The sequence below is a fragment of the Ferrimonas balearica genome, from assembly GCF_019802055.1.
Classification (GTDB): domain Bacteria; phylum Pseudomonadota; class Gammaproteobacteria; order Enterobacterales; family Shewanellaceae; genus Ferrimonas; species Ferrimonas balearica_A.
Map to the genome: position 1 here is coordinate 58901 of NZ_JAHVHW010000004.1, position 20224 is coordinate 79124.

The 20224-nt window shown below is 58.8% G+C and carries 13 protein-coding genes; 10 read left to right on the plus strand and 3 right to left on the minus strand.

The features are described from left to right. Window positions 1–67 precede the first annotated feature (67 nt). From KUV52_RS01250 to KUV52_RS01260, 3 genes are all read left to right on the plus strand, one after another. On the plus strand, window positions 68–2854 hold the full coding sequence (locus tag KUV52_RS01250) for an insulinase family protein (RefSeq protein ID WP_222524123.1): 2787 nt from the start codon (window positions 68–70) through the stop codon (window positions 2852–2854). 198 nt (window positions 2855–3052) lie between these two features. Next, window positions 3053–7372, plus strand: coding sequence for an EAL domain-containing protein (locus KUV52_RS01255; protein ID WP_222524124.1), 4320 nt, complete (start codon window positions 3053–3055; stop codon window positions 7370–7372). Window positions 7373–7465: 93 nt separating this feature from the next. Beyond that, window positions 7466–8935: a hypothetical protein gene (locus KUV52_RS01260; protein ID WP_222524125.1), complete on the plus strand. Its 1470-nt coding sequence runs from the start codon at window positions 7466–7468 to the stop codon at window positions 8933–8935. A gap of 191 nt (window positions 8936–9126) precedes the next feature. On the opposite strand, the gene KUV52_RS01265 is transcribed toward KUV52_RS01260, so the two are convergent. From KUV52_RS01265 to fadI, 3 genes are all read right to left on the minus strand, one after another. Continuing rightward, complete coding sequence (locus KUV52_RS01265; protein WP_261389821.1) at window positions 9127–9321, minus strand: hypothetical protein; 195 nt, start codon at window positions 9319–9321, stop codon at window positions 9127–9129. 105 nt (window positions 9322–9426) lie between these two features. Beyond that, entirely contained in the window at window positions 9427–11553 is a 2127-nt protein-coding gene (fadJ, locus tag KUV52_RS01270) for a fatty acid oxidation complex subunit alpha FadJ (protein WP_222524126.1), read from the minus strand. Beyond that, complete coding sequence (gene fadI / locus KUV52_RS01275; RefSeq protein WP_222524127.1) at window positions 11553–12863, minus strand: acetyl-CoA C-acyltransferase FadI; 1311 nt, start codon at window positions 12861–12863, stop codon at window positions 11553–11555. Before fadI ends, fadJ begins: the two co-directional genes overlap by 1 nt. Before the next feature lie 209 nt (window positions 12864–13072). Between fadI and KUV52_RS01280 the strand changes: the two genes are divergently transcribed. From KUV52_RS01280 to KUV52_RS01310, 7 genes are read left to right on the plus strand one after another with little or no spacing between them, the layout of a single operon-like run. Beyond that, window positions 13073–13414, plus strand: a complete 342-nt coding sequence (locus tag KUV52_RS01280; RefSeq protein ID WP_222524128.1) for a hypothetical protein — start codon at window positions 13073–13075, stop codon at window positions 13412–13414. A gap of 24 nt (window positions 13415–13438) precedes the next feature. Beyond that, complete coding sequence (locus tag KUV52_RS01285) at window positions 13439–14395, plus strand: AAA family ATPase (protein ID WP_222524129.1); 957 nt, start codon at window positions 13439–13441, stop codon at window positions 14393–14395. Next, window positions 14395–15315 (plus strand): DUF58 domain-containing protein, encoded by a 921-nt coding sequence (locus KUV52_RS01290; protein ID WP_222524130.1) that lies wholly within the window; start codon window positions 14395–14397, stop codon window positions 15313–15315. The genes KUV52_RS01285 and KUV52_RS01290 overlap by 1 nt, the downstream gene beginning before the upstream one ends. Continuing rightward, window positions 15312–15773 carry a DUF4381 domain-containing protein gene (locus KUV52_RS01295; protein ID WP_222524131.1) on the plus strand — a complete coding sequence of 154 codons (462 nt, stop codon included), beginning with the start codon at window positions 15312–15314 and terminating at the stop codon, window positions 15771–15773. Before KUV52_RS01290 ends, KUV52_RS01295 begins: the two co-directional genes overlap by 4 nt. After that, window positions 15767–16735, plus strand: a complete 969-nt coding sequence (locus KUV52_RS01300; RefSeq protein ID WP_222524132.1) for a vWA domain-containing protein — start codon at window positions 15767–15769, stop codon at window positions 16733–16735. The genes KUV52_RS01295 and KUV52_RS01300 overlap by 7 nt, the downstream gene beginning before the upstream one ends. Beyond that, entirely contained in the window at window positions 16728–18551 is a 1824-nt protein-coding gene (locus KUV52_RS01305; protein ID WP_222524133.1) for a vWA domain-containing protein, read from the plus strand. The genes KUV52_RS01300 and KUV52_RS01305 overlap by 8 nt, the downstream gene beginning before the upstream one ends. Further along, on the plus strand, window positions 18548–20215 hold the full coding sequence (locus KUV52_RS01310; RefSeq protein WP_222524134.1) for a BatD family protein: 1668 nt from the start codon (window positions 18548–18550) through the stop codon (window positions 20213–20215). Before KUV52_RS01305 ends, KUV52_RS01310 begins: the two co-directional genes overlap by 4 nt. Window positions 20216–20224: the final 9 nt, after the last annotated feature.

The following is a 20224-nucleotide window of genomic DNA, read 5'->3' on the forward strand; positions in this document are numbered from 1 at the left end:
AAACTGGATGTTCTTTCCGACGGCAGCAGGAGCCCGCCAGCAGCGGCAGGGATTCCAGGATAAGGATATGATCGACAAGCTGAAAATCAGTCCCAATGATCCCCGGCATTACCAGGTTTTTGAGCTGGAAAACGGCTTGCGCGTTGCCCTGGTTCAGGATCCCGAAGCCAGCAAGGGCGCTGCCGCCCTGGCTGTGCGCGTGGGCCATTTTGATGACCCGGCGGACCGTGAAGGGATGGCGCACTTTCTTGAGCATATGCTGTTTCTCGGCACCCGGGACTACCCAAAGGCCGGAGAATACCAGCAGTTCATCAGCGAGCATGGCGGCAACCACAACGCCTGGACCGGCCCCGAATTCACCAGTTACTACTTCGACATCAACACCGGCGTACTGGATCAGGCTCTGCATCGCTTCAGCCAGTTTTTCACCGCGCCGCTGTTCGACGAGCAGTTGGTAGAGAAGGAGCGGCAATCGGTCGACTCCGAATTCCGCATGAAGTTGCAGGACGACATGCGCCGCTTTTACCAGGTTCACAAGGAGACGGTGAATCCGGATCACCCCTTCTCCAAGTTCTCAGTGGGCAATCAGCATACCCTGGCCGACCGTGATGGAGAGTCGGTAAGGGATGAACTCATCGCCTTCTACCAGAACCACTACTCTGCCAATCTGATGACTCTGGTGGTGGTAAGCCCGCTGCCCCTGACAGAGTGTGAGTCGATGGTGCGTGAGCACTTCAGCGCCGTACCCAACCTGTCGTTGAACAAATCACTGCCCGATGTGCCGCTCTATCGGGAATCGGATCTCGACCTGGAGATCCGGATGCTGCCAAACAAACGGCAGCGTCAGCTTACTCTGACCTTCCCACTGCCAGCGCTGGACCCCTGGTACCGGCATAAGCCGCTGACCTACCTCTCCTACCTGCTGGGCTACGAGGGGCCGGGAAGCCTGTTGTCGGTGCTGAAGTACGAAGGGCTGGTCAGCCAGTTAAGCGCTGGCGGCGGCATCAATGGTTACAACTTCAAGGACTACAACGTCAGCTATCAGCTCACCGAAAAGGGGCTGAAGGAGCCGGACCGCATCCTGGCGCTGACCTTTCAATACCTGGAGATGATCCGGGCCGGGGGCATCGAAGACTGGCGCTATGCCGAGCGGCAGCAACTGCTTGAGCGGGCATTCCGGTTTCAGGAACCCAGCAAACCGCTGGAACTGGCGAGCCATCTGGCGATCAACATGCATCATTACGATGACGAAGACGTGGTCTACGGCGACTATCGGATGGATGGCCTGGACAAACCCACGGTGCAGGCGATTCTGAAGCAATTCCGTCCCGAGGGCATAAGACTCACTCTGATCGCCCCGGATCTGGCCACCGACCAAACCGCGAAATGGTACGACACCCCCTACCAATGCCTCCCCCTCAGTGAAGAAAGACGGGCTGGCTGGCTAGCCGGTGAACGCCACCCAAAGCTGGCACTTCCCGATCCCAACCCCTATCTCGTCGGCTTGCTGGAACCCCGTAAGGAAGACAGCCCAAGTCGTGATCCGGAGTGTCTGCCTGAACAGGAGCGTCTGACGCTCTGGTACAAGAAGGATCAGGATTTCAATGTGCCCAAGGCCCACCTGTTTCTGGCTCTGGACAGTGAAACCTGCCACCACGACGCTCGCACAGCGGCGTTGACCCGGCTCTATATCGCGATGTTGATGGACTCCCTTTCCGAGCCCACCTATCAGGCGGAAGTGGCGGGGCTCAGCTACAACATCTATCCCCATCAGGGCGGGTTGACCCTGCACCTCAGCGGCTTTACCGGAGGGCAGGAGAAGCTGCTGGATCTACTGCTGCGTAAAGCCCGTCAGCGGGATTTTGCCCCACAGCGATTTAATGAGCTGAAGGCGCAGTTGATCCGCAACTGGAACGGCATCCGCACTGCCCGTCCCATCTCACGGCTGTTTAACGCGCTCACCTCCACCCTGCAGCGCCGCAGCCATGAACCACTGAATATGGCTGCCGCACTGGAGGACTGCTCGCTGGAGCAACTGCACCGCCATATCGACACCCTGTATCAGCAGGTGCACATTGAAGGGCTCATCTACGGCGATTGGCTGCGCGCCGAAGCGGAGGGGCTTAACGAGCGTCTGAACAAAACTCTGGCCCAGGTATCCAAACCCGGACCTGAAGTGCTGAGGCAACTGATCAGCATTCAGGGGCGAGGCACCATGCTGCGCGAGATCAGCCATGACCATCAAGACAGCGCCATCATCGTCTACTACCAGTCGCGGCAGAGCGATATTGAGAAGATGGCGCTGTTTTGTCTGCTCAATCACAGCATGTCCAGCAGTTTCTTTAACGAGCTGAGAACCAAGCAGCAGTTGGGCTACATGGTCGGTACCAGTTACGTGCCGATGAATCGCTGTCCGGGCATCATTTTCTATGTTCAAAGCCCGGTAGCCGGTCCACTGCAGTTGCTCGAATCGATCGACCAGTTCATTGCGGACTACAGCTATGCGCTGATGCAGATCTCCGCCAGCCAGTGGCAGGCCACCAAAGACGCGCTGTGCAACCAGATTCTGGAGCAGGACAACAACCTGAAATCCAAGGCTCAGAGGCTTTGGGTCAGCATCGGTAATAAAGACACCGATTTTAACCATCGGGAACATATCGCCGAAGCGATTCAGAGATTGGAACGGGCCGACCTGATCCGTTACATCATGCAGCAGATGCGCAGCCGTAATCCTGACCGGCTGGTGCTCTACTCCATTGGCGGCTCCCACAGCGAGCACGAACCTCTGTCCGGAGAGCGGCAGATCACTGACCTGACCTACTTCAAAGGCCAGGCAGACCTGATCGACTTTTGATGGATTTTTAGTGGATTCTTCACGTTTTTCAGGGGAATGGTCGACTTAAGAAAAGTCCTGTAACACCTTGGTGGTGAGGGGGAACATTTAACGACCTTTGAATCCCCCTCAGGTGTTGGCGTTGCTGCATTCCAATGCTATCGTTACCCACTGATAACAATAACTAATTAGTTTTTATTAACTTTAACGGGATGCCCGATGAAGCCATGGATTGCGCTGCTTCTTCTCTGTATCAGCCTTACAGTAGATGCCTCTGGGCTACAGCTCACTCCCACCTATACCCTCAGCGAGTATGGCCGAGCGCAAAACCTCTCTGAAAGCTCCGTCACCAGCATTGTTCAGGATCAGCATGGCTTTATCTGGGTTGGCACCATCAATGGCCTGAACCGGTTTGATGGCAGCACCTTTAAGCTTTACCACTCCTCCAACCAAAAAGAGTATGGTTTACGCCACAACACCGTACGGGCCCTCCATCTCGACAGCAGCGGCAATCTGTGGGTAGTCACCAACCAGCAGATCTACCAATACAACGCACAGAAAGACCACTTTGAGCCTTTTAACGTCCCGTTTGAGAAAAAGTTCTGGACCATTGAGACCACGGAACAGCATGTTTTTGTGGGTACAGATTCCGGCTTAATCATCCAAGATAGAGTACGAGGACAGTTTGAGCTCGCGACAAAAACCGAGCCATTTGGCATCTCTGAAATTCACCTGTTCAGTAGCCAGACGCTGATTCTGACGACCAATCAAAGCGAAGGGATCGTCTACAACCACGGTGCCCACCGTTTCGAAGCGCTGCCCATCCAAGGTCAGGTTAAAGCGTTCTTTAATCTGACTGAAGATCTCAATCTGGTGGTCACCAATTCCGGACTGTATCTGCTCAACGCTTCCGGACAAGCGCGTTACACGCTGCCAACCAGTCCCATCCACAAGGCCGCCATCGACCGTGAAAACGGCAAAGTGTATTTCGCCAGTGGCAAGAAGATTTTCTACGCCACCGTAGATCTATACGACGGTGCCATTGCCACCCCACAGCCCATGCACCTGGACATGGAGACCGAGCCCTCACACCTGTTTCTTGATCGAAACAACGACCTTTGGGTCGGGGTTATCGGCACCGGGCTGATAAAGATATCGACCGGAACCAGTGAACTGACTCACTACACCAATATCTGCGGAAACAAGAGTTGTGATCAGGTTTGGAGCATCGACAACTTCAATGGCCTGACCTGGATAGCCAACGACACGGAAAAGCTCGTCGCCTTTGATGCAAACATGGTTGTCACTCAGGAGCACGATACAGGAATCGTTGGGCCCAAAACGATTCACGCGGATGGTGAGAGCATTTTCGTCGGCGGCAAGAACCGCTTATACATCCTTCAAGGTGGCAGAGAGTACAGCTTCAACTTCGATGACACCATCATCACCTCAATTACTTCAGTAAACAGCGCAAAACTGCTTGGCACCTTTTCAGAGGGCATCATTCTGCTCGATGAGAACGGTCAACTGCTCAAAGACCGCTTTGAGCCTCAGGTAGATTCGACCGCCCTGGCGTTAAACGTCGATGACTCAAAGGTGTTTATCGGCACTCAGACAGGGTTGCATATCTACCGGTTCAACCCACGCCTGGGTATTTGGGAAAAGTCCGGACACCTGCTTAAAGAGCAGATCGTTACCGCGATTGAAACCGTGTCCAATGGATATGTGATCGGCACCGTGAGCAGCGGTTTCCACTATCTGGACAGAAAACTTAAGCTCAGCAAGTTGGATATTGATCTCCGTGACCAGGACAATTTGCTGATTTACAGCATTGTGTCCACAGAGTCAGCGCTGTACGCCAGCAGCAACTACGGCATTCTCAAGATTGCGCCCGACTCATTAAAGCTGCTTGATATATATGGATACGCTCGGGGAGCTCAGAAAGAGTTCAATGGCATGTCTGCCGACTCAACGGACGACAAGATCTATTTTGGCGGAACCAATGGCATCAACATTCTGAAAGACGCTGCCAGCAATCGCTATGCTTCCAGCTTTGCGCCTGTTTTCACTTACCTGAGAGTGTTCGACAAAGAGGTGACCCCAGGCAGTAAAATCACTCAGAACATCACGACGTCAGACAGAATTACGCTCGAATACAGCGACTACCCGTTCACCATTGGGGTTTCGCGCCTCGCAGGAAAGTTCTCCGAGAGTATCGTCTATCAATATCGTCTGCTGGGCTTTGATAACGACTGGAAACAGGTCGACAGCGCTAATATGTCCATCACCTTCTCCAAACTGCCTCCCGGCAGATATATATTGGAGGCGGACACAGTAACGCCCTTTTCCAAGGACCAACATAACCGTCGCTCCATCACCATTGTGATCCGCCCGCCTTGGTGGCTGTCACCCCAGGCCAAGTTTGTCTACGGGCTCATTATCCTGCTGATGGTGATTGCACTCTATCGTGAGATGCTGCGCCGTCGCCGGGTTCAGGCCCGTATTGCCCAAAGCGAAGAGCGACTCAAACTCTCCCTGTGGGGAAGTGGCGACGAGATGTGGGACTGGGATATGGAAGCGGGCAAAATCTACCGCTCCAATATCTGGGGCATTCTGGAATTCCCTCAGGATGGACAGCGCAATGGCTCCGGCAGCAGTAACATTCACCCGGACGATCTGAACCGGGTCAACCAGTTGCTTAACGACCACTTCTCCGGGGAATCGGAACACTTTGAGGCCACCTACCGGGTCAAAAGCAAAACCGGCGAGTGGGTATGGATTCTGGACCGGGCCAAAATCGTAGAGCGGGATGAACAGGGTCGCCCCACCCGGATGACCGGTACCATCAAGGACATCAGCAGCATTAAAGAGGCTGAGGAGCGCCTTAATCTCTTCGCCCGTGCACTGCGGAACATCTCTGAAGGCATGTTTATTCTCGACAACGAGATGCGATACCTCGAAGTCAACGAGGCCTGCCTGGAGATCACCGGCTTCAATAAGTCTCACTTTATCAATGATGAACTGAACTTCGACCGCTATCCCCGCGCTTACACCGACGACATCATCCGCATCGTACGTCAGCAGGGCCGTTGGAACGGCGAGTTGGAACTCACCCGCTCCAATGGGCGCCTGATCCAGATCGAACTGACGCTGGACCAGATTAAAGAGGGGGGCACCCACAACCACTTCTACGTGGGTGTATTCAGTGACATCACCCACCGCAAGCAGGCAGAGTCGGAGCTTCGCCGTCTGACCAACAACGACGTGCTGACCGGATTGCCCAACCGAAGCTATCTGCAGATCTCTCTCGACAGCCTGGTTCGCCGTCAGGTGCCTCTCTGCTTGCTGATTTTTGACCTGGACAACTTTAAGAAGGTCAACGATTCACTGGGCCACGTTGCGGGTGACGCCCTGCTCTGCCATGTGGCCAACCGCGTTCGTAATCACCTGCCGGAAGAGGCCTCACTGTACCGCCTTGGTGGAGATGAATTCGCCGTTATCTACGACGGCGAACGCGCCATCAATCAAAGTACCAAGCTGGCTCAGGAGATCCTCAGTGCCTTCAGTCAGCCCTTCCAGCTGGAGCAGGGTGAACTGGTGGTCAACACCAGTATCGGCATTGTCACCTATCCGGATGATGACGTGGACCGTCAGGCTCTGCTGCGGAAGGCGGACCTGGCGATGTATCACGCCAAGGGCCAGGGGGGACAGTGCTACCAGTTCTTCAACGAATCCCTGAACCAGGCGGCCATGGTGCGATTGGATACGGAGAATCTGATTCGACAGGCGCTGAAAGATAACTTCTTCGAGGTGTACTACCAGCCCAAAGTGGATCTTCGTACTCAGTCCATCAAAGGGATGGAAGCATTGGTGCGCCTGAACCACCCTTCCAAGGGGCTGATCAGCCCTGGTGAGTTTATCCCGCTGGCCGAGGAAACCGGCCTGATTGTGGAGATCGGTGAATATGTCCTGAAGCAAGCGTGTTTTGCCGCGGAGAAATGGCGCCGTATGGGGCTGCTCAATGGTCGCGTCGCGGTAAACCTCTCATCCCATCAGTTTACGCTGCCAGACCTCTGTGAGCGCATTGAGCGCATTCTAAAGCTCACCCGACTGCCAGCGGAGTGCCTGGAGCTTGAGATCACTGAGGGTACGGTAATTCAGCACCCTGACCAGGCGATTGCCACCATGAGTTCCCTGCACAATTTGGGCATCCATCTGGCGCTGGATGACTTTGGTACCGGATACTCCTCGCTTTCCTATTTGAAGCGCTTCCCCATAAATACGCTGAAGATCGACAAGTCCTTTGTCGATGATATTGCGGTAACAACTAAAGACAGAATGATGGCAGCGTCTATTATTACCATTGCTCGAAATATGGAGCTTCAGGTTGTTGCCGAAGGGGTTGAGCATCAAAGTCAACTCGACATTCTTCGTGAGCTTCAATGTGACGTTGTACAAGGCTATCTCTTTAGTAAGCCAGTACCGGAAGCCGTTTTTGAAAAAGCCATCTCAGAAAACCGTGTCCTGGCAAATGCTTAAGAGTCAATAATTTGTCGTAATTTATTGGCATGGGGATTGCTGAATAGCGTGCAACTCAAATTGGACTTGCACGCTTAATTCAGGAGATCTTCCATGCAGACTAAATTCCGCCTTGCGGCCACGGCCATCGCTTTGTCTATTTCCGCTTCTTCCTACGCCATGGTTCCTTGGGTAGAGAAGGACAATGAAATTAAAGGCAGCATTCCGTGGATCAATTACGCCGAACAGATTCACCAAAGCACCTCTTCCCTCAATAAAGAATCTGTCGATGTAAATAGTGAAGTCGCTGGTATCCCCTGGATCCGTCACGCTGAGCTGGAAACCGCTGGCATCCCCTGGATCCGCCATGCTGAAACCGAAACTGCCGGTATCCCCTGGATCCGCCACGCTGAAACCGAAACCGCCGGTATCCCCTGGATCCGTCACGCTGAAACAGAAACCGCTGGCATCCCCTGGATCCGTCACGCTGAGCTGGAAACCGCTGGCATCCCCTGGATCCGTCACGCTGAAACCGAAACCGCTGGCATCCCCTGGATCCGCCATGCTGAAACCGAAACCGCTGGCATCCCCTGGATCCGTCACGCTGAGCTGGAAACCGCTGGCATCCCCTGGATCCGCCACGCTGAGCTGGAAACCGCTGGCATCCCCTGGATCCGTCACGCTGAACTGGAAACCGCTGGCATCCCCTGGATCCGTCACGCTGAGCTGGAAACCGCTGGCATCCCCTGGATCCGCCACGCTGAAACCGAAACCGCTGGCATCCCCTGGATCCGTCACGCTGAGCTGGAAACCGCTGGCATCCCCTGGATCCGCCATGCTGAAACCGAAACCGCCGGTATCCCCTGGATCCGTCACGCTGAACTGGAAACCGCTGGCATCCCCTGGATCCGTCACGCTGAGCTGGAAACCGCTGGCATCCCCTGGATCCGCCACGCTGAAACCGAAACTGCCGGTATCCCCTGGATCCGTCACGCTGAGCTGGAAACCGCTGGCATCCCTTGGATCCGCCACGCTGAAACCGAAACTGCCGGTATCCCCTGGATCCGCCATGCTGAAGTAGAGACCGCAGGTATCCCCTGGATCCGCCACGCTGAAACCGAAACTGCCGGTATCCCCTGGATCCGTCACGCTGAGCTGGAAACCGCTGGCATCCCCTGGATCCGCCACGCTGAGACCGAAACTGCCGGTATCCCCTGGATCCGCCATGCTGAAGTAGAGACAGCAGGTATCCCCTGGATCCGCCACGCCGAACTGGAAACCGCTGGCATCCCCTGGATCCGCCACGCTGAAACCGAAACTGCCGGTATCCCCTGGATCCGTCACGCTGAGCTGGAAACCGCCGGTATCCCCTGGATCCGTCACGCTGAGCTGGAAACCGCTGGCATCCCCTGGATCCGTCACGCTGAAACCGAAACTGCCGGTATCCCCTGGATCCGTCACGCTGAGCTGGAAACCGCTGGTATCCCCTGGATCCGTCACGCTGACCAGAAGCCTCAGAAGCCGCAATCTAACGAACAATCCACCCGTAACATCCCGTGGCTGAAGCCCGCTTCCGTAGCGTAACGCTGTCACAGTTCAGGTATTGGGAGAAAACACGATGATCAACAAGCTGAAGCAAGCACTGGGTCTCTGTCCCCGCCGCAAGAAAGCCGCTTTACCGCGAGGCCTGCAGCGCCTGGAAGTGGTCACTGCGGAGCGCTGGTGGCACTAAGCCAAAACCCAAATGGATAATTGGGTCAGAATGGAAAACGGGGTCAGCTTTCCCAGCTGACCCCGTTTTTTTGTTGAGCCCGGCGATGCAGTTGCCGCTCAACCTGGAACAGCGGCCACAACAGCGGCCCAAGCAATAACCCCTTCAGAAACCACCGTGCCGGCTTCATACCTGCCTTGATTGCTTCCAGATAGAAAAACGGTGCGGTCATCAGCACCAGCAACACCCACAACAACATCGGTCCCCCTTACTTCAGTGCGCACAAATTGTACGCATCCCATCCGCAAGTGAAACAAAAAGGCGCCCCAAGGCGCCTTTTTGAGATCTCGATCACACTGCCGAATCAGGGATAAAAACGCGCTCCCTGCTCCGTCATCTCCAGCAGCTTGGCTGCAGGGGCAAATCGGTCGCCAAAGCGCTCCTGATAGTGCTGGAGGCGCTCTACCAGGGTCTTTGCACCCAGACGGTCGATATAGCGGAAGGGACCGCCCAGGAACGGCGGGAAGCCGATGCCGAAGATGGCACCGATATCGCCATCACGGGGAGAAGCGATAATGCCCTCTTCCAGGCAACGCACCGCTTCATTCAACATCTGAACCACGCAGCGTTCCGCCAGCTCAGTATCGCTCAAGCGGCTCTGCGGCTGGATCCCCAGCACCTGATACACCGACTCATCCACCGGTTTCTTACCCTTGGCTTTGCCGCCGTACTGGTAGAAGCCTTTCCCGTTTTTCCGCCCCTTCCGATCGTCCGCCAATAATTTGGCGAAAGCGGCGGGTGCAGCAAATCGCTCTCCCAGTTCACTCTCCAAAATTGGCGAAATTTTGGCACCAACGTCAATTCCCACTTCATCCAACAGAGTCACCGGACCCACAGGGAAACCGAACGTCACCAGCGCCCGGTCCAGCGCCTCAACCGGCTCACCATCCAACAGCAAGTTAGCGGCTTCATTCATATAGAGCGCGAGAATTCGATTAACGTAGAAACCGGCGCCATCCTGAACCACGATGGGCGTCTTACCCTGCTTGCGGGCAAAGGCAACCGTGGTGGCGATGGTTTCCGGTGACGTGCCTTTGTGGGCGATCACCTCGACCAGGGGCATCTTCTCTACCGGAGAGAAGTAGTGCAGGCCGATCACCTTATCCGGACGGCTGGCCGCTTCGGCAATCTGGCCAATCGGCAGCGAAGAGGTGTTGGAGGCAAAGATGGTGTGCTCACCACAGTTTGCTTCCACATCCTTCACCATCTGGTGCTTCAGACCCAGATCTTCAAACACCGCCTCAACCACGATGTCCACATCTTTGATGCCGTCATAGCGGGTGGTGGTGGAGAGCAGGCTCATCGCCTTATCCCGCTGCGCCGCGGTCATCTGACGTTTCTTAACCCGCTTGTCCACCTGCTTATAGCTGTAAGCCAGAGCGTTCTGCAGGCCCGGCTCAGCGATGTCCTTGATGCGAGCAGGCAGTTTGGCCTTGAGTGCGGTCACCGAGGCGATACCCCCTCCCATCAGACCACCGCCAAGCACCATCACCTTATTGAGTGGCAGCGGCTCTGCATCACCGGCACCACTCTCCTTCTTCATCTCCGTGGTGGCGAAGAAGATGGAGCGCAGCGCTTCGGATTCCGGCGTCATCACCAGATCACCAAAGTGACGGGCTTCAGCCTCATACCCCGCAGCCAGCCCTTTTTCCAGACCGGTGCGAACGCAATCGATGATCTTAAGCGGCGCCGGGTAGTTGCCCTGGGTCTTAGCCAGAACCTTCTTGCCCGCCTGGTCAAAGATCACCTTGCGGCCAAAACCGGTGCTTTCCAGCAGTTTCTCAGCCCCTTTCAGGTTGGGCTGAGTCTTCTTGCGTTTCCCCTTCAGGGCGTAGCCTTTGGCCACCTCAACCAGCACAGAGTGCGGTACCGTTTCCTCAACCAGGCCGAACTTCAGCGCCTGCTTGGGACGCAACTGGCGACCGGACAGCATCATATCCAGCGAGCGGGCCACCCCCACCAGTCGGGGCAGGCGCTGAGTACCACCGCCACCCGGCAGCAGACCCAGCTGCACTTCCGGTACACCCAGTACCGTCTTATCGCTGTTGGAGCAGATGCGGTAATCGCAAGCCAGGGCCAACTCGAGGCCACCACCCAAGCAGGGGCCGTGAATGGCTGCCACCACGGGCACCTTCAGGTTGGCCAGTTCATCAAACAGTTGCTGGGCACCGCGGGAGATCTGGTAGGCGTCGTCCGCGCTCTTACAGGCCGCCAGCATGGCGATGTCCGCGCCAGCGATAAAGGAACTGGGTTTGCCAGAAGTGAACACCACACCCTGAATGCTGCTGTCCTGCTCAATCTCACCGAGCAGATCCCGCACCTCACTGGAGAAGGTGTCACGCAGGGTGTTCATGCTCTCGCCGGGCACATCCATGGTGATGATGGCAACGCCATCACTGCCCACCTCAAGGCTAAAGGTTTTCTCACTCATTATTCCGCCTCCACAATCATCGCTGCACCCAGACCGCCAGCGGCGCAGGCGGTGGTCAATGCGGTACCGCCACCACGGCGTTTCAGTTCACGGCACACCTGAGTGATCAGGCGGGCGCCAGTGGCAGCAAAGGGGTGGCCATAGGCCAGCGAGCCGCCCATGACGTTGAATTTGGTCATGTCGATCTCGCCGATCGCCTCACTGCGACCCAGCTTCTCTTCAGCAAACTTACGGCTGGCGAACATCTTCACATTGGCCAGGGCCTGGGCGGCAAAAGCTTCGTGCATCTCAATCAGGTCGAGGTCGCCCAGGGTCATGCCGGCACGCTCCAGTGCCAGCGGCGTGGCATAGGAGGGGCCCATCAGCATGTCTTCCCACACATCAATGGCGGCAAAGGCGTAGCTCTTGATGTAACCAATCGGCTCGTAGCCCATCGCTTTGGCTTTGCTTTCCGGCATCAGCAGCAGAGCGGAGGCACCGTCGGTCAACGGCGTGGCGTTGGCGGCGCTGACGCTGCCGTGCTTGCGGTCAAACACCGGCTTCAGCTTGGCCAGCTTCTCCAGCTGGATATCCGCACGGATGTTGTTGTCGCGCTCGATGTAGTGCTTGTAGGGGGGAACGTGGCAGGTCATCACCTCATCGGTAAGCAACCCTTCATCCCAGCTCTTGGCCGCCAGCTGGTGAGAGCGAACCGCCATCTCATCCTGGGCCTGACGGGTAATGCCATGGGTTTTCGCCATCTGTTCAGCGGTCTGTCCCATGGAAAGACCGGTGGAGTACTCGGCCACCGCAGGCGGAACCGGCATCAGGTCTTTCAGATTCAGTTTCTTGATGATATTGAGGCGCTGACCCAGGGAGCGGGCCTTGTTCAGGTCTACCAGTGCATGAGCCAGACGACGGCTTACACCAATCGGCAGTACGGAGCTGGAATCTGCCCCACCGGCGATCCCCACATCAACGCTGCCCGCCATGATGGACTCAGCGACGTTGACCGCAGACTGGAAGGAGGTCGCGCAGGCGCGGGACACCGAGTAGGCGTCGGTGTGTACCGACATGCCGGTTCCCAGCACAATCTCACGGGCGATATTGGGGGCAGCAGGCATCTGAACCACCTGGCCATAGACCACCTGATCCACCACTTTGGGGTCCAGGTCGTATCGGGCCAGCAGTTCACTGACCACCATCTTGCCCATATCCAGCGCGCTGATCCCATGAAAATCCGTTGCCTGACGGGCAAAGGGGGTGCGCAAACCCGCTACGATCGCAATCCGATCGCCATTTGCGGTTTTGACCTCTTGTCGTCGACTCATCGCTGTTCCTCTCGATGGGGGCCAGACTGGGTTCAAAGTGTGATCCGCGATGGTCTGACCAGTAAAACGTGACCTGATTCTAACTTTTCGTGGCGCAGTTTCAAACAGTTGTGTAAATCTGTTCAGGCGGCGAGTCAGTCTGCCGCCCCTTGAATCCCGTTGCCGTCCTCGTTATAACGGCGAGTACGTTGATTTACCCAAGGTTTTTTATGAAGCCGGATTTTAATCAAGGCCGCCGCCCTCTCTCCGTTTGGATCGCCCTGCTCTATATCCCCCTCGGGATCCAGATGCTGTTCTGGATGATGGGATTCAGTTACGTCGATTTTTCCCTGCCTGACAGCCTGATGGGCATTCCGGAGATGCTGCTGCGCTACTACATCAGTGTCACCGTGTTACTGTATCCAGCATTCTTCGGCTATGGCCTTTTCTATGCCCTGCATCTGAACCGCATCGGTGCACCGGCCTGGAAAGTGGTGCGTGGCAGCCTGATTCCCTTTTTAAGTGCCGCTCCCTACCTGCTGGTGGGTGAGATGCAGGCCACCTTTTCCTGACGGCGCGACTCTGACGAGGATCCCATGCAGCTGGAACGACTTAATCAAATCCAACACTACCTGCAGCAGATGGTGCTGGGTCAGCCCGCCCTGGTCGAGGGACTGCTGATTGCCCTTATCGCCGATGGTCACCTCCTGGTGGAGGGGCCTCCGGGACTGGCCAAAACCCGTGCCGTAAAGGCGCTGGCCGACTGCATCCAGGGCAATTTCCACCGGGTTCAGTTCACGCCGGACCTGCTGCCCGCCGACCTGACCGGTACCGACATCTTCCGCCAGGAGACCGGTCAGTTTGAGTTTCAGCCCGGCCCCCTGTTTCACAACCTGATTCTCGCCGACGAGATCAACCGGGCCCCAGCCAAAGTGCAATCCGCTCTGCTTGAGGCGATGGCGGAGGGGCAGATCACCGTGGGCAAGCGGAGCTATCCCCTGCCCAAACTGTTCCTAGTGATGGCCACGCAGAACCCCATCGAGAACGAAGGCACCTACCCGCTTCCGGAGGCGCAACTCGACCGTTTCCTGCTGCACCTGGCACTGGATTACCCGAACGCCGACACCGAGCGTCAGATCCTGGCGCTCTCCCGTAACGAAGCGATGAGCGCGCCCCTGAGTGCCCCGGAGCCGCTCAGCGAAGCGGAGCTGTTCGCGGCCCGCCGTCAGGCTCTCGACCTCTATCTCGCCCCTCAGCTTGAGGGCTATATGGTGGACTTGGTGATGGCCACCCGCTCGCCCGCTCGTTTCGACGATACACTGGCCAGCTGGATTCAGTGGGGCGTCAGCCCCCGAGCCACCATCGCGCTGGAGCGCTGCGCCCGGGCCCGCGCCTGGATCTGCGGCCGCGATTACGTGGCGCCGGAAGACATTCAGGCGGTCGCCCCCAATGTGCTGCGCCACCGCATTCTGCTCAGCTACCAGGCGGAAGCGGAAGGGGTCGACGCGGACCAGGTGATCCATCGCATTCTGAAACTGGTGGCCGTGCCCTGATGCCCACCCCGCTTGTCTTGCCCCGTCACGGTGACGGGGTCAACCTGAACCTGCCGGAACTGCTTGCCCGGGCAGAGCACCGAACGCTGGTGCAAAGCCACCACAGCGGTCAGGCCCGAGCGCTGATGGCCGGTGAGCGGCTCAGCCGTCTGAAAGGGCGCGGTATGGAGTTTTCCGAGGTACGTGGCTACCAACCCGGAGACGACGTCCGCACCATCGACTGGCGCGTCACCGCCCGAACCGGCAAGGCCCACACCAAACTGTTCCGCGAGGAGCGGGAGCGGCCGGTGCTGCTCTGCGTCGATCTGGGCCAGCGCATGCACTACGGCTCCGAGTTGTTGCTGCAATCGGTTCAGGCCGCCCACCTGGCTGCCCTGTTGGGCTGGCATGTCAGTGGGGAGGGCGATCGACTGGGGGGGCTGATCCTCAGCGAGCGGGGCCACAGAGAACTGAAACCCCGTGCCCGTCGCAGCGGACTGCTGGCGCTGTTGGAAGCGCTGGTGGAGCTGCATCCGCAAAATGGCGAACAGGACCCGGACTACTGGCACAGCGGATTACAACGGCTGGAGCGGCTGGCCCGTCCCGGCACCCTGGTGGTGGTGATCACCAACACCCTGGGGTTGGATGACGCCAGTCTGGAACGGCTGACCCGACTGAAACGCCACGCCGATGTTCGCCTGTTCAACATCACCGACCCCCTGTTTGACCGGCTGAAAGAGACCCGGGGATTGCTTCCGGTGCGCCAGTCCCGTTCCGGCGTCACAGGCTGGCTGAGCCGGGACCGCCGCAACGCGATGGCTGAGCAGTGGCACCAGGCTGAACATCACGCCCTTGCCGGCATCCGCCAGCGCCAGCTTATCTACAGTGAAGTGAGTGCCACGCAACCTTTAGAGCAACAGTGGCGGAGGCTGTGGTTATGAGTCTGCCCAAGGCCGCTGATGCCCTCCATGACATCATCCTTCCCGCCAAGGTAAACCCCTGGCCGCCGCTCGCGGTGTGGCTGCTGCTCGGCGCAGTGGCACTGATTGCGACGGGACTGGGACTCTGGTTGCTGCGCCGTCACCATCAGCGCGCACCGGTGCGTGCCGCACGTCAGGCGATGGCCGGACTGGACCCCAACGCCCGGGATCTGCCGCTGCAGGTACAGGCGCTGCTGAAGCGGACAGCTCTGGCCTATGCTCCCCGTGAAGCGGTGGCGGAATTGAGCGAGCGGCACTGGTACGCCTGGCTCGATACAAGATTGCCCAGCGCCCTTCAGGGCCGCTGGCCCGAACTGATGGGTAATCCCTACAGCGACACCCCTCACCACGGCGGTTCTGCACTGCTGAGCCACGCCGATGCGGTACTGGCCCATTTCCATAAGGAGGGGGCATGCTGAGTCTCGCCTTCCCCTGGATCTGGCTGGCGCTGCCGCTGCCCTGGCTGTTTAAGCGTCAGCGCCACGCGCAGGCTCGGGCCCTGCGTCTGCCCGACGCCATGCTGACCGGACAATCCCTCTCCAGCGCCCCCCTGCCCCATCCTGTCTGGCGGTATCTGGCGATTCTGGCATGGTTACTGATTCTGCTGGCCGCCAGCCGCCCCATGTGGATCGGCGAACCGGTTGCCATGAAGCGGGAGGGACGGGACCTGATGCTGGCCGTCGACCTATCCGGCTCCATGCAGATTGAAGATATGGAACTGGGCAACCGGGTGGTGGATCGCTTCACCATGGTGCGCCACGTTCTGAGCGACTTTATCGAGCGCCGCGATGGTGACCGTCTGGGGCTGATTCTGTTCGCCGACCAGGCCTATCTCCAGGCCCCCCTGACGTTCGATCGCTTTGCGGTCGCCCGCTTCCTTGATGAGGCGGTACTGGGGCTGGTGGGACAGCAGACTGCCATCGGTGACGCCATCGCTCTTGGCGTGAAACGCTTTAACGAGCTAGAACAAAGCTCCCGGGTGCTGGTGCTGCTTACCGATGGGGAAAACAACGCCGGGCGCTTTACCCCTGCGCAGGCGGTCAGCCTGGCCCGTCAGGCCGGTGTGCGCCTCTACACCATCGGCATCGGTTCGTCAGAGGTGCAACGTCGGGGCCTGCTGGGGTCCCGCACCATCAACCCATCAAGTGAACTGGATAAGGCGGAGCAAACCTTTATCGCCCTTAGCGAATCAACCGGAGGCCGTTACTTCCGGGCCCGCAGCACCGAAGAGCTGCAGAACATCTATCAGGAGCTGGACAAGCTGGAACCGCTGGCGCGGGAGGAGAGCCAGTGGCGGCCCCAAGTGGAACTGTACTACTGGCCTCTGGGCCTCGCGCTTGGGCTGCTGATGCTGGTCACCGGACGGAGGGCGTATGGCTGAGTTTCATCTGATCCGCCCCTGGATGCTGCTGTTCTGGCTGATACTGCCTCTGCTTGGCTGGGCGCTGATGCGTCAACAGTCGCATGCTGGCGTATGGCAAAAGCTACTCCCTGCCCATCTGCAACCCGCCATGCTGGACGGCGCGGCGGGCACTCAACAAAAAGCCACTCCGGTGTGGCTGCTGCTGTCCCTGTTTGTGGCCATCTTTGCGCTGTCCGGTCCCGCCTGGGACAAGGAGGAGGTGCCGCTGTTCCAGCTACAGAAAGGCCGGGTTCTGGTTATGGACATGTCGGACTCCATGTGGGCGACCGATCTGCCCCCCAACCGACTGACCCAGGCCCGCTTTAAAGCGATGGATCTGCTGCGCCAGGCAAAAGAGGGGGAGATGGCGCTGGTGGCCTATGCCGGGGACGCGTTTCCACTCTCCCCGCTGACCGAAGATCGCGCCACCCTGATGAACCTGTTACCCGCCCTGAGCCCGGAGATCATGCCGGTGCGCGGTTCCAACCTGCCCGCAGCGCTCACTCAGGCGGACCAACTGCTCAGAGACGCGGGTTACCAGCAGGGGGAGATCCTGCTGCTGACCGATGACCTCTCCGCCGACCATACGGATGCGGCGCTGGAGTTTGCTTCCAGCCACCCCTGGCCGATTCAGATCCTGGCCCTGGGCAGTGAACAGGGTACGCCAATGAAGCGCCCCAGTGGCGAGCTGATCCGCGACCTGGATGGCTCGGTGGCGTTGGTGCGTACTCACTTTGACCGACTGGAGAAACTGGCCACTGCCAGCGGGGGGCGTCTGGTGCGCTACCGGGCGGACAGTTCCGATGTGACCGCTCTGCTGAACCAGGGCATCCGCCTGGATGAAGAGGGGGACACCCAGTCCGAGCAGCATCACAGCCAGTGGCGGGATCGGGGCGGCCAACTGCTGCTGCTGGCCCTGCTGCCTCTGGCCTGGGGGCTGCGACGACAGGGACTGCTCTGCCTGCTTCCCGTTATGATGCTGACGCCACGAGCCGACGCCGCCTGGTGGCAAAACCCGGATCAGACCGCCAAGGCCCAGTTTGATGCGGGCCAGTATGAGGCCGCAGCGCAGACGTTCAGTGACCCGGCCTGGCAGGGCGCCGCCCATTACCGGGCCGGTGACTACGAACAGGCGCTCGACGCCTTTGAGCAGGTTGAGGGAACCGACAGTCTCTACAACCAGGGTAACGCACTGGCTCAGTTGGGCGACTACCCAGAGGCCGCCAAGCGGTACCGCTCGGTGCTTCAGGATCAACCCGACCATCAGATGGCCCGGGACAACCTGGCCTGGGTAGAGGAACAGATGGCTAAGGAACCGCCCCCAGAGTCTGAAGACCAGCAGGGGGAGCAGGGCGATTCCGAGCAGAACGAATCCGAAGAGCCGCAATCCTCCGGCGACAGCGGCGAGGATCCCTCCTCCCCATCCGACCCCTCCGATCAATCCCAGCCGCAATCGGACCAGGGCGAGGCATCGAACCAAAGCGGCGATGCCGAGCCGGAGCCTGAACCGGGAACAGAACAACAGGGACAGAGCGGCGAAGAGACTGAGGGTGATGCCGAATCGGAACAACCCCAGAGTGCCAACGCCGGTGAGGGACAGGAGAGCGAGGAGGGGAAACCCGCCCAGGCGCTCCCTACCCAGACGGAAGAGGGCCAACCCTCTGATGAAGAGTTGCAGCGCCTGCTGGATCAGGTGGTGGACGACCCCGCCCGCCTGCTGCGAAACAAAATGGAACTGGAATATGAGCGTCGCCGCCAGAGTGGCGACATCAATAGGGAGCAAACTCAGTGGTGAGCCCGACCTTTACCCGCCTGCTGACCGCCATGATCCTGATGGTTGGCCTGATCCCCACCGCCCGGGCTCTGTCCCAGTTGGAGGCCTCGGTGGATCAGAACCCCGTGGTCGCGGGTCAGTCCTTCATTCTGGAAGTGGTGGCCGACGACGATATCGACAGCAATGAGTTGGACACCTCCGCCCTGCTTCGGGACTTTGCCGTGGGCCAGACCCGCGTCAGCCGCTCTACCCAGATCATCAACTTTGATGCCCGCAGGGAGACCCGTTGGACCGTGATGCTGATCGCCCGCGAGCCCGGCAGTGCTACCATTCCGGCACTGGACATCAATGGCGTCCGCAGTCAGCCGATCACCCTGACAGTACTGGCCACAGACGACCCTAAGGTCGAAGCGCAGAGTCCCCTGGTCTACCTGGAAACCGATCTGGATACTCCGACCCTATGGCTGGGCCAACCGGTTAAAGCGACGGTGCGGCTGTTTTTAGGGGCTGACCTTCAGCGGGGCGCGCTGAATGCGCCCACCGCAGACAACGCCCTGATCCGCCAGCTTGGTCAGGACCGGGAATCGAGCCAAATCGTCAATGGCCGCCGCTACCGCATCATCGAGCGGGATTACGTCATCGTGCCGCAAACCACCGGTCAGTTGCGCCTTCAGCCCGCCAATTTCGAGGGGGATGTGCTGGTGCCCACCGGTCGCCGAGATCTGTTTGGCCGGGCCCAACCCCGGCCCATGGCGATTCAGGGCGAGCCGATCAATCTGACCATCAAACCTCGACCCGCCAGCTACCAGGGCGACTGGCTGGCCGCCGACCTGGTGACCCTCTCTGACAGCCTGGATGAGCAAAGTGAATACCAGGTTGGGCAACCCATCACCCGCACCCTGACGCTGACCGCTGTCGGCGCCGTGGAAGAGAGTCTGGCGGAGATCAGCGTGGTCGTCCCCGACGCTCTGCGGATCTACCCGGACAAAGCCCAACGCCAAAGCGGCGTTCAGAATGGCCAGTTGATTGCCCGTCTTGAGCAAACGATGGCGATTGTGCCCGCCCAACCGGGCACCTACATCCTGCCGGAGATTAAAGTGCCCTGGTGGAACGCCCGGCTTGGCCGCCAGCAGTGGGCCACCCTGCCCGCCAAGACCCTCACCATAACCGGCAGCGCACCAGCCCCGGTGATTGAGGCCAATCTTCCCGATACCGCGCCTCAGCCTCAAGTGGTGATTGAAGAGGTCAGCCGTCCCGGCTTCTGGCCCTGGCTCACGGCACTCTTTGCCCTGCTCTGGCTGATGACTCTGGCTTGGGGTTGGCGTCGTGGACAGCGCTCAGCCAATCAGCCGCCCGAATCGGCAAGCACCGCACCAACCACCTCCAGCCTGAAGCCCCTGCTGAAAGCCTGTCAGCGTAACGATGTGGAAGCCACCCTGGCGCTGCTGCCCGAGTGGGCCAGCGAAAGGGAGGGAGAGCCGCTCAGTCTGGCGCAGATCGCCGAACGCTACCCCGGCCTGGCAACCCACTTGCAGACCCTGCAGCGCAGTCAGTACAGCGCCCGTACCGCAGCCTGGAGTGGCAAAGATTTGGAACAGGCGATACGGACTCTGGGTGAAAAAGCGAAGGACGCTCAGGACAACGCCTTGCCGCCGCTGAATCCCCCCACCAGAATCAAGGTGTGACGGTTGCCC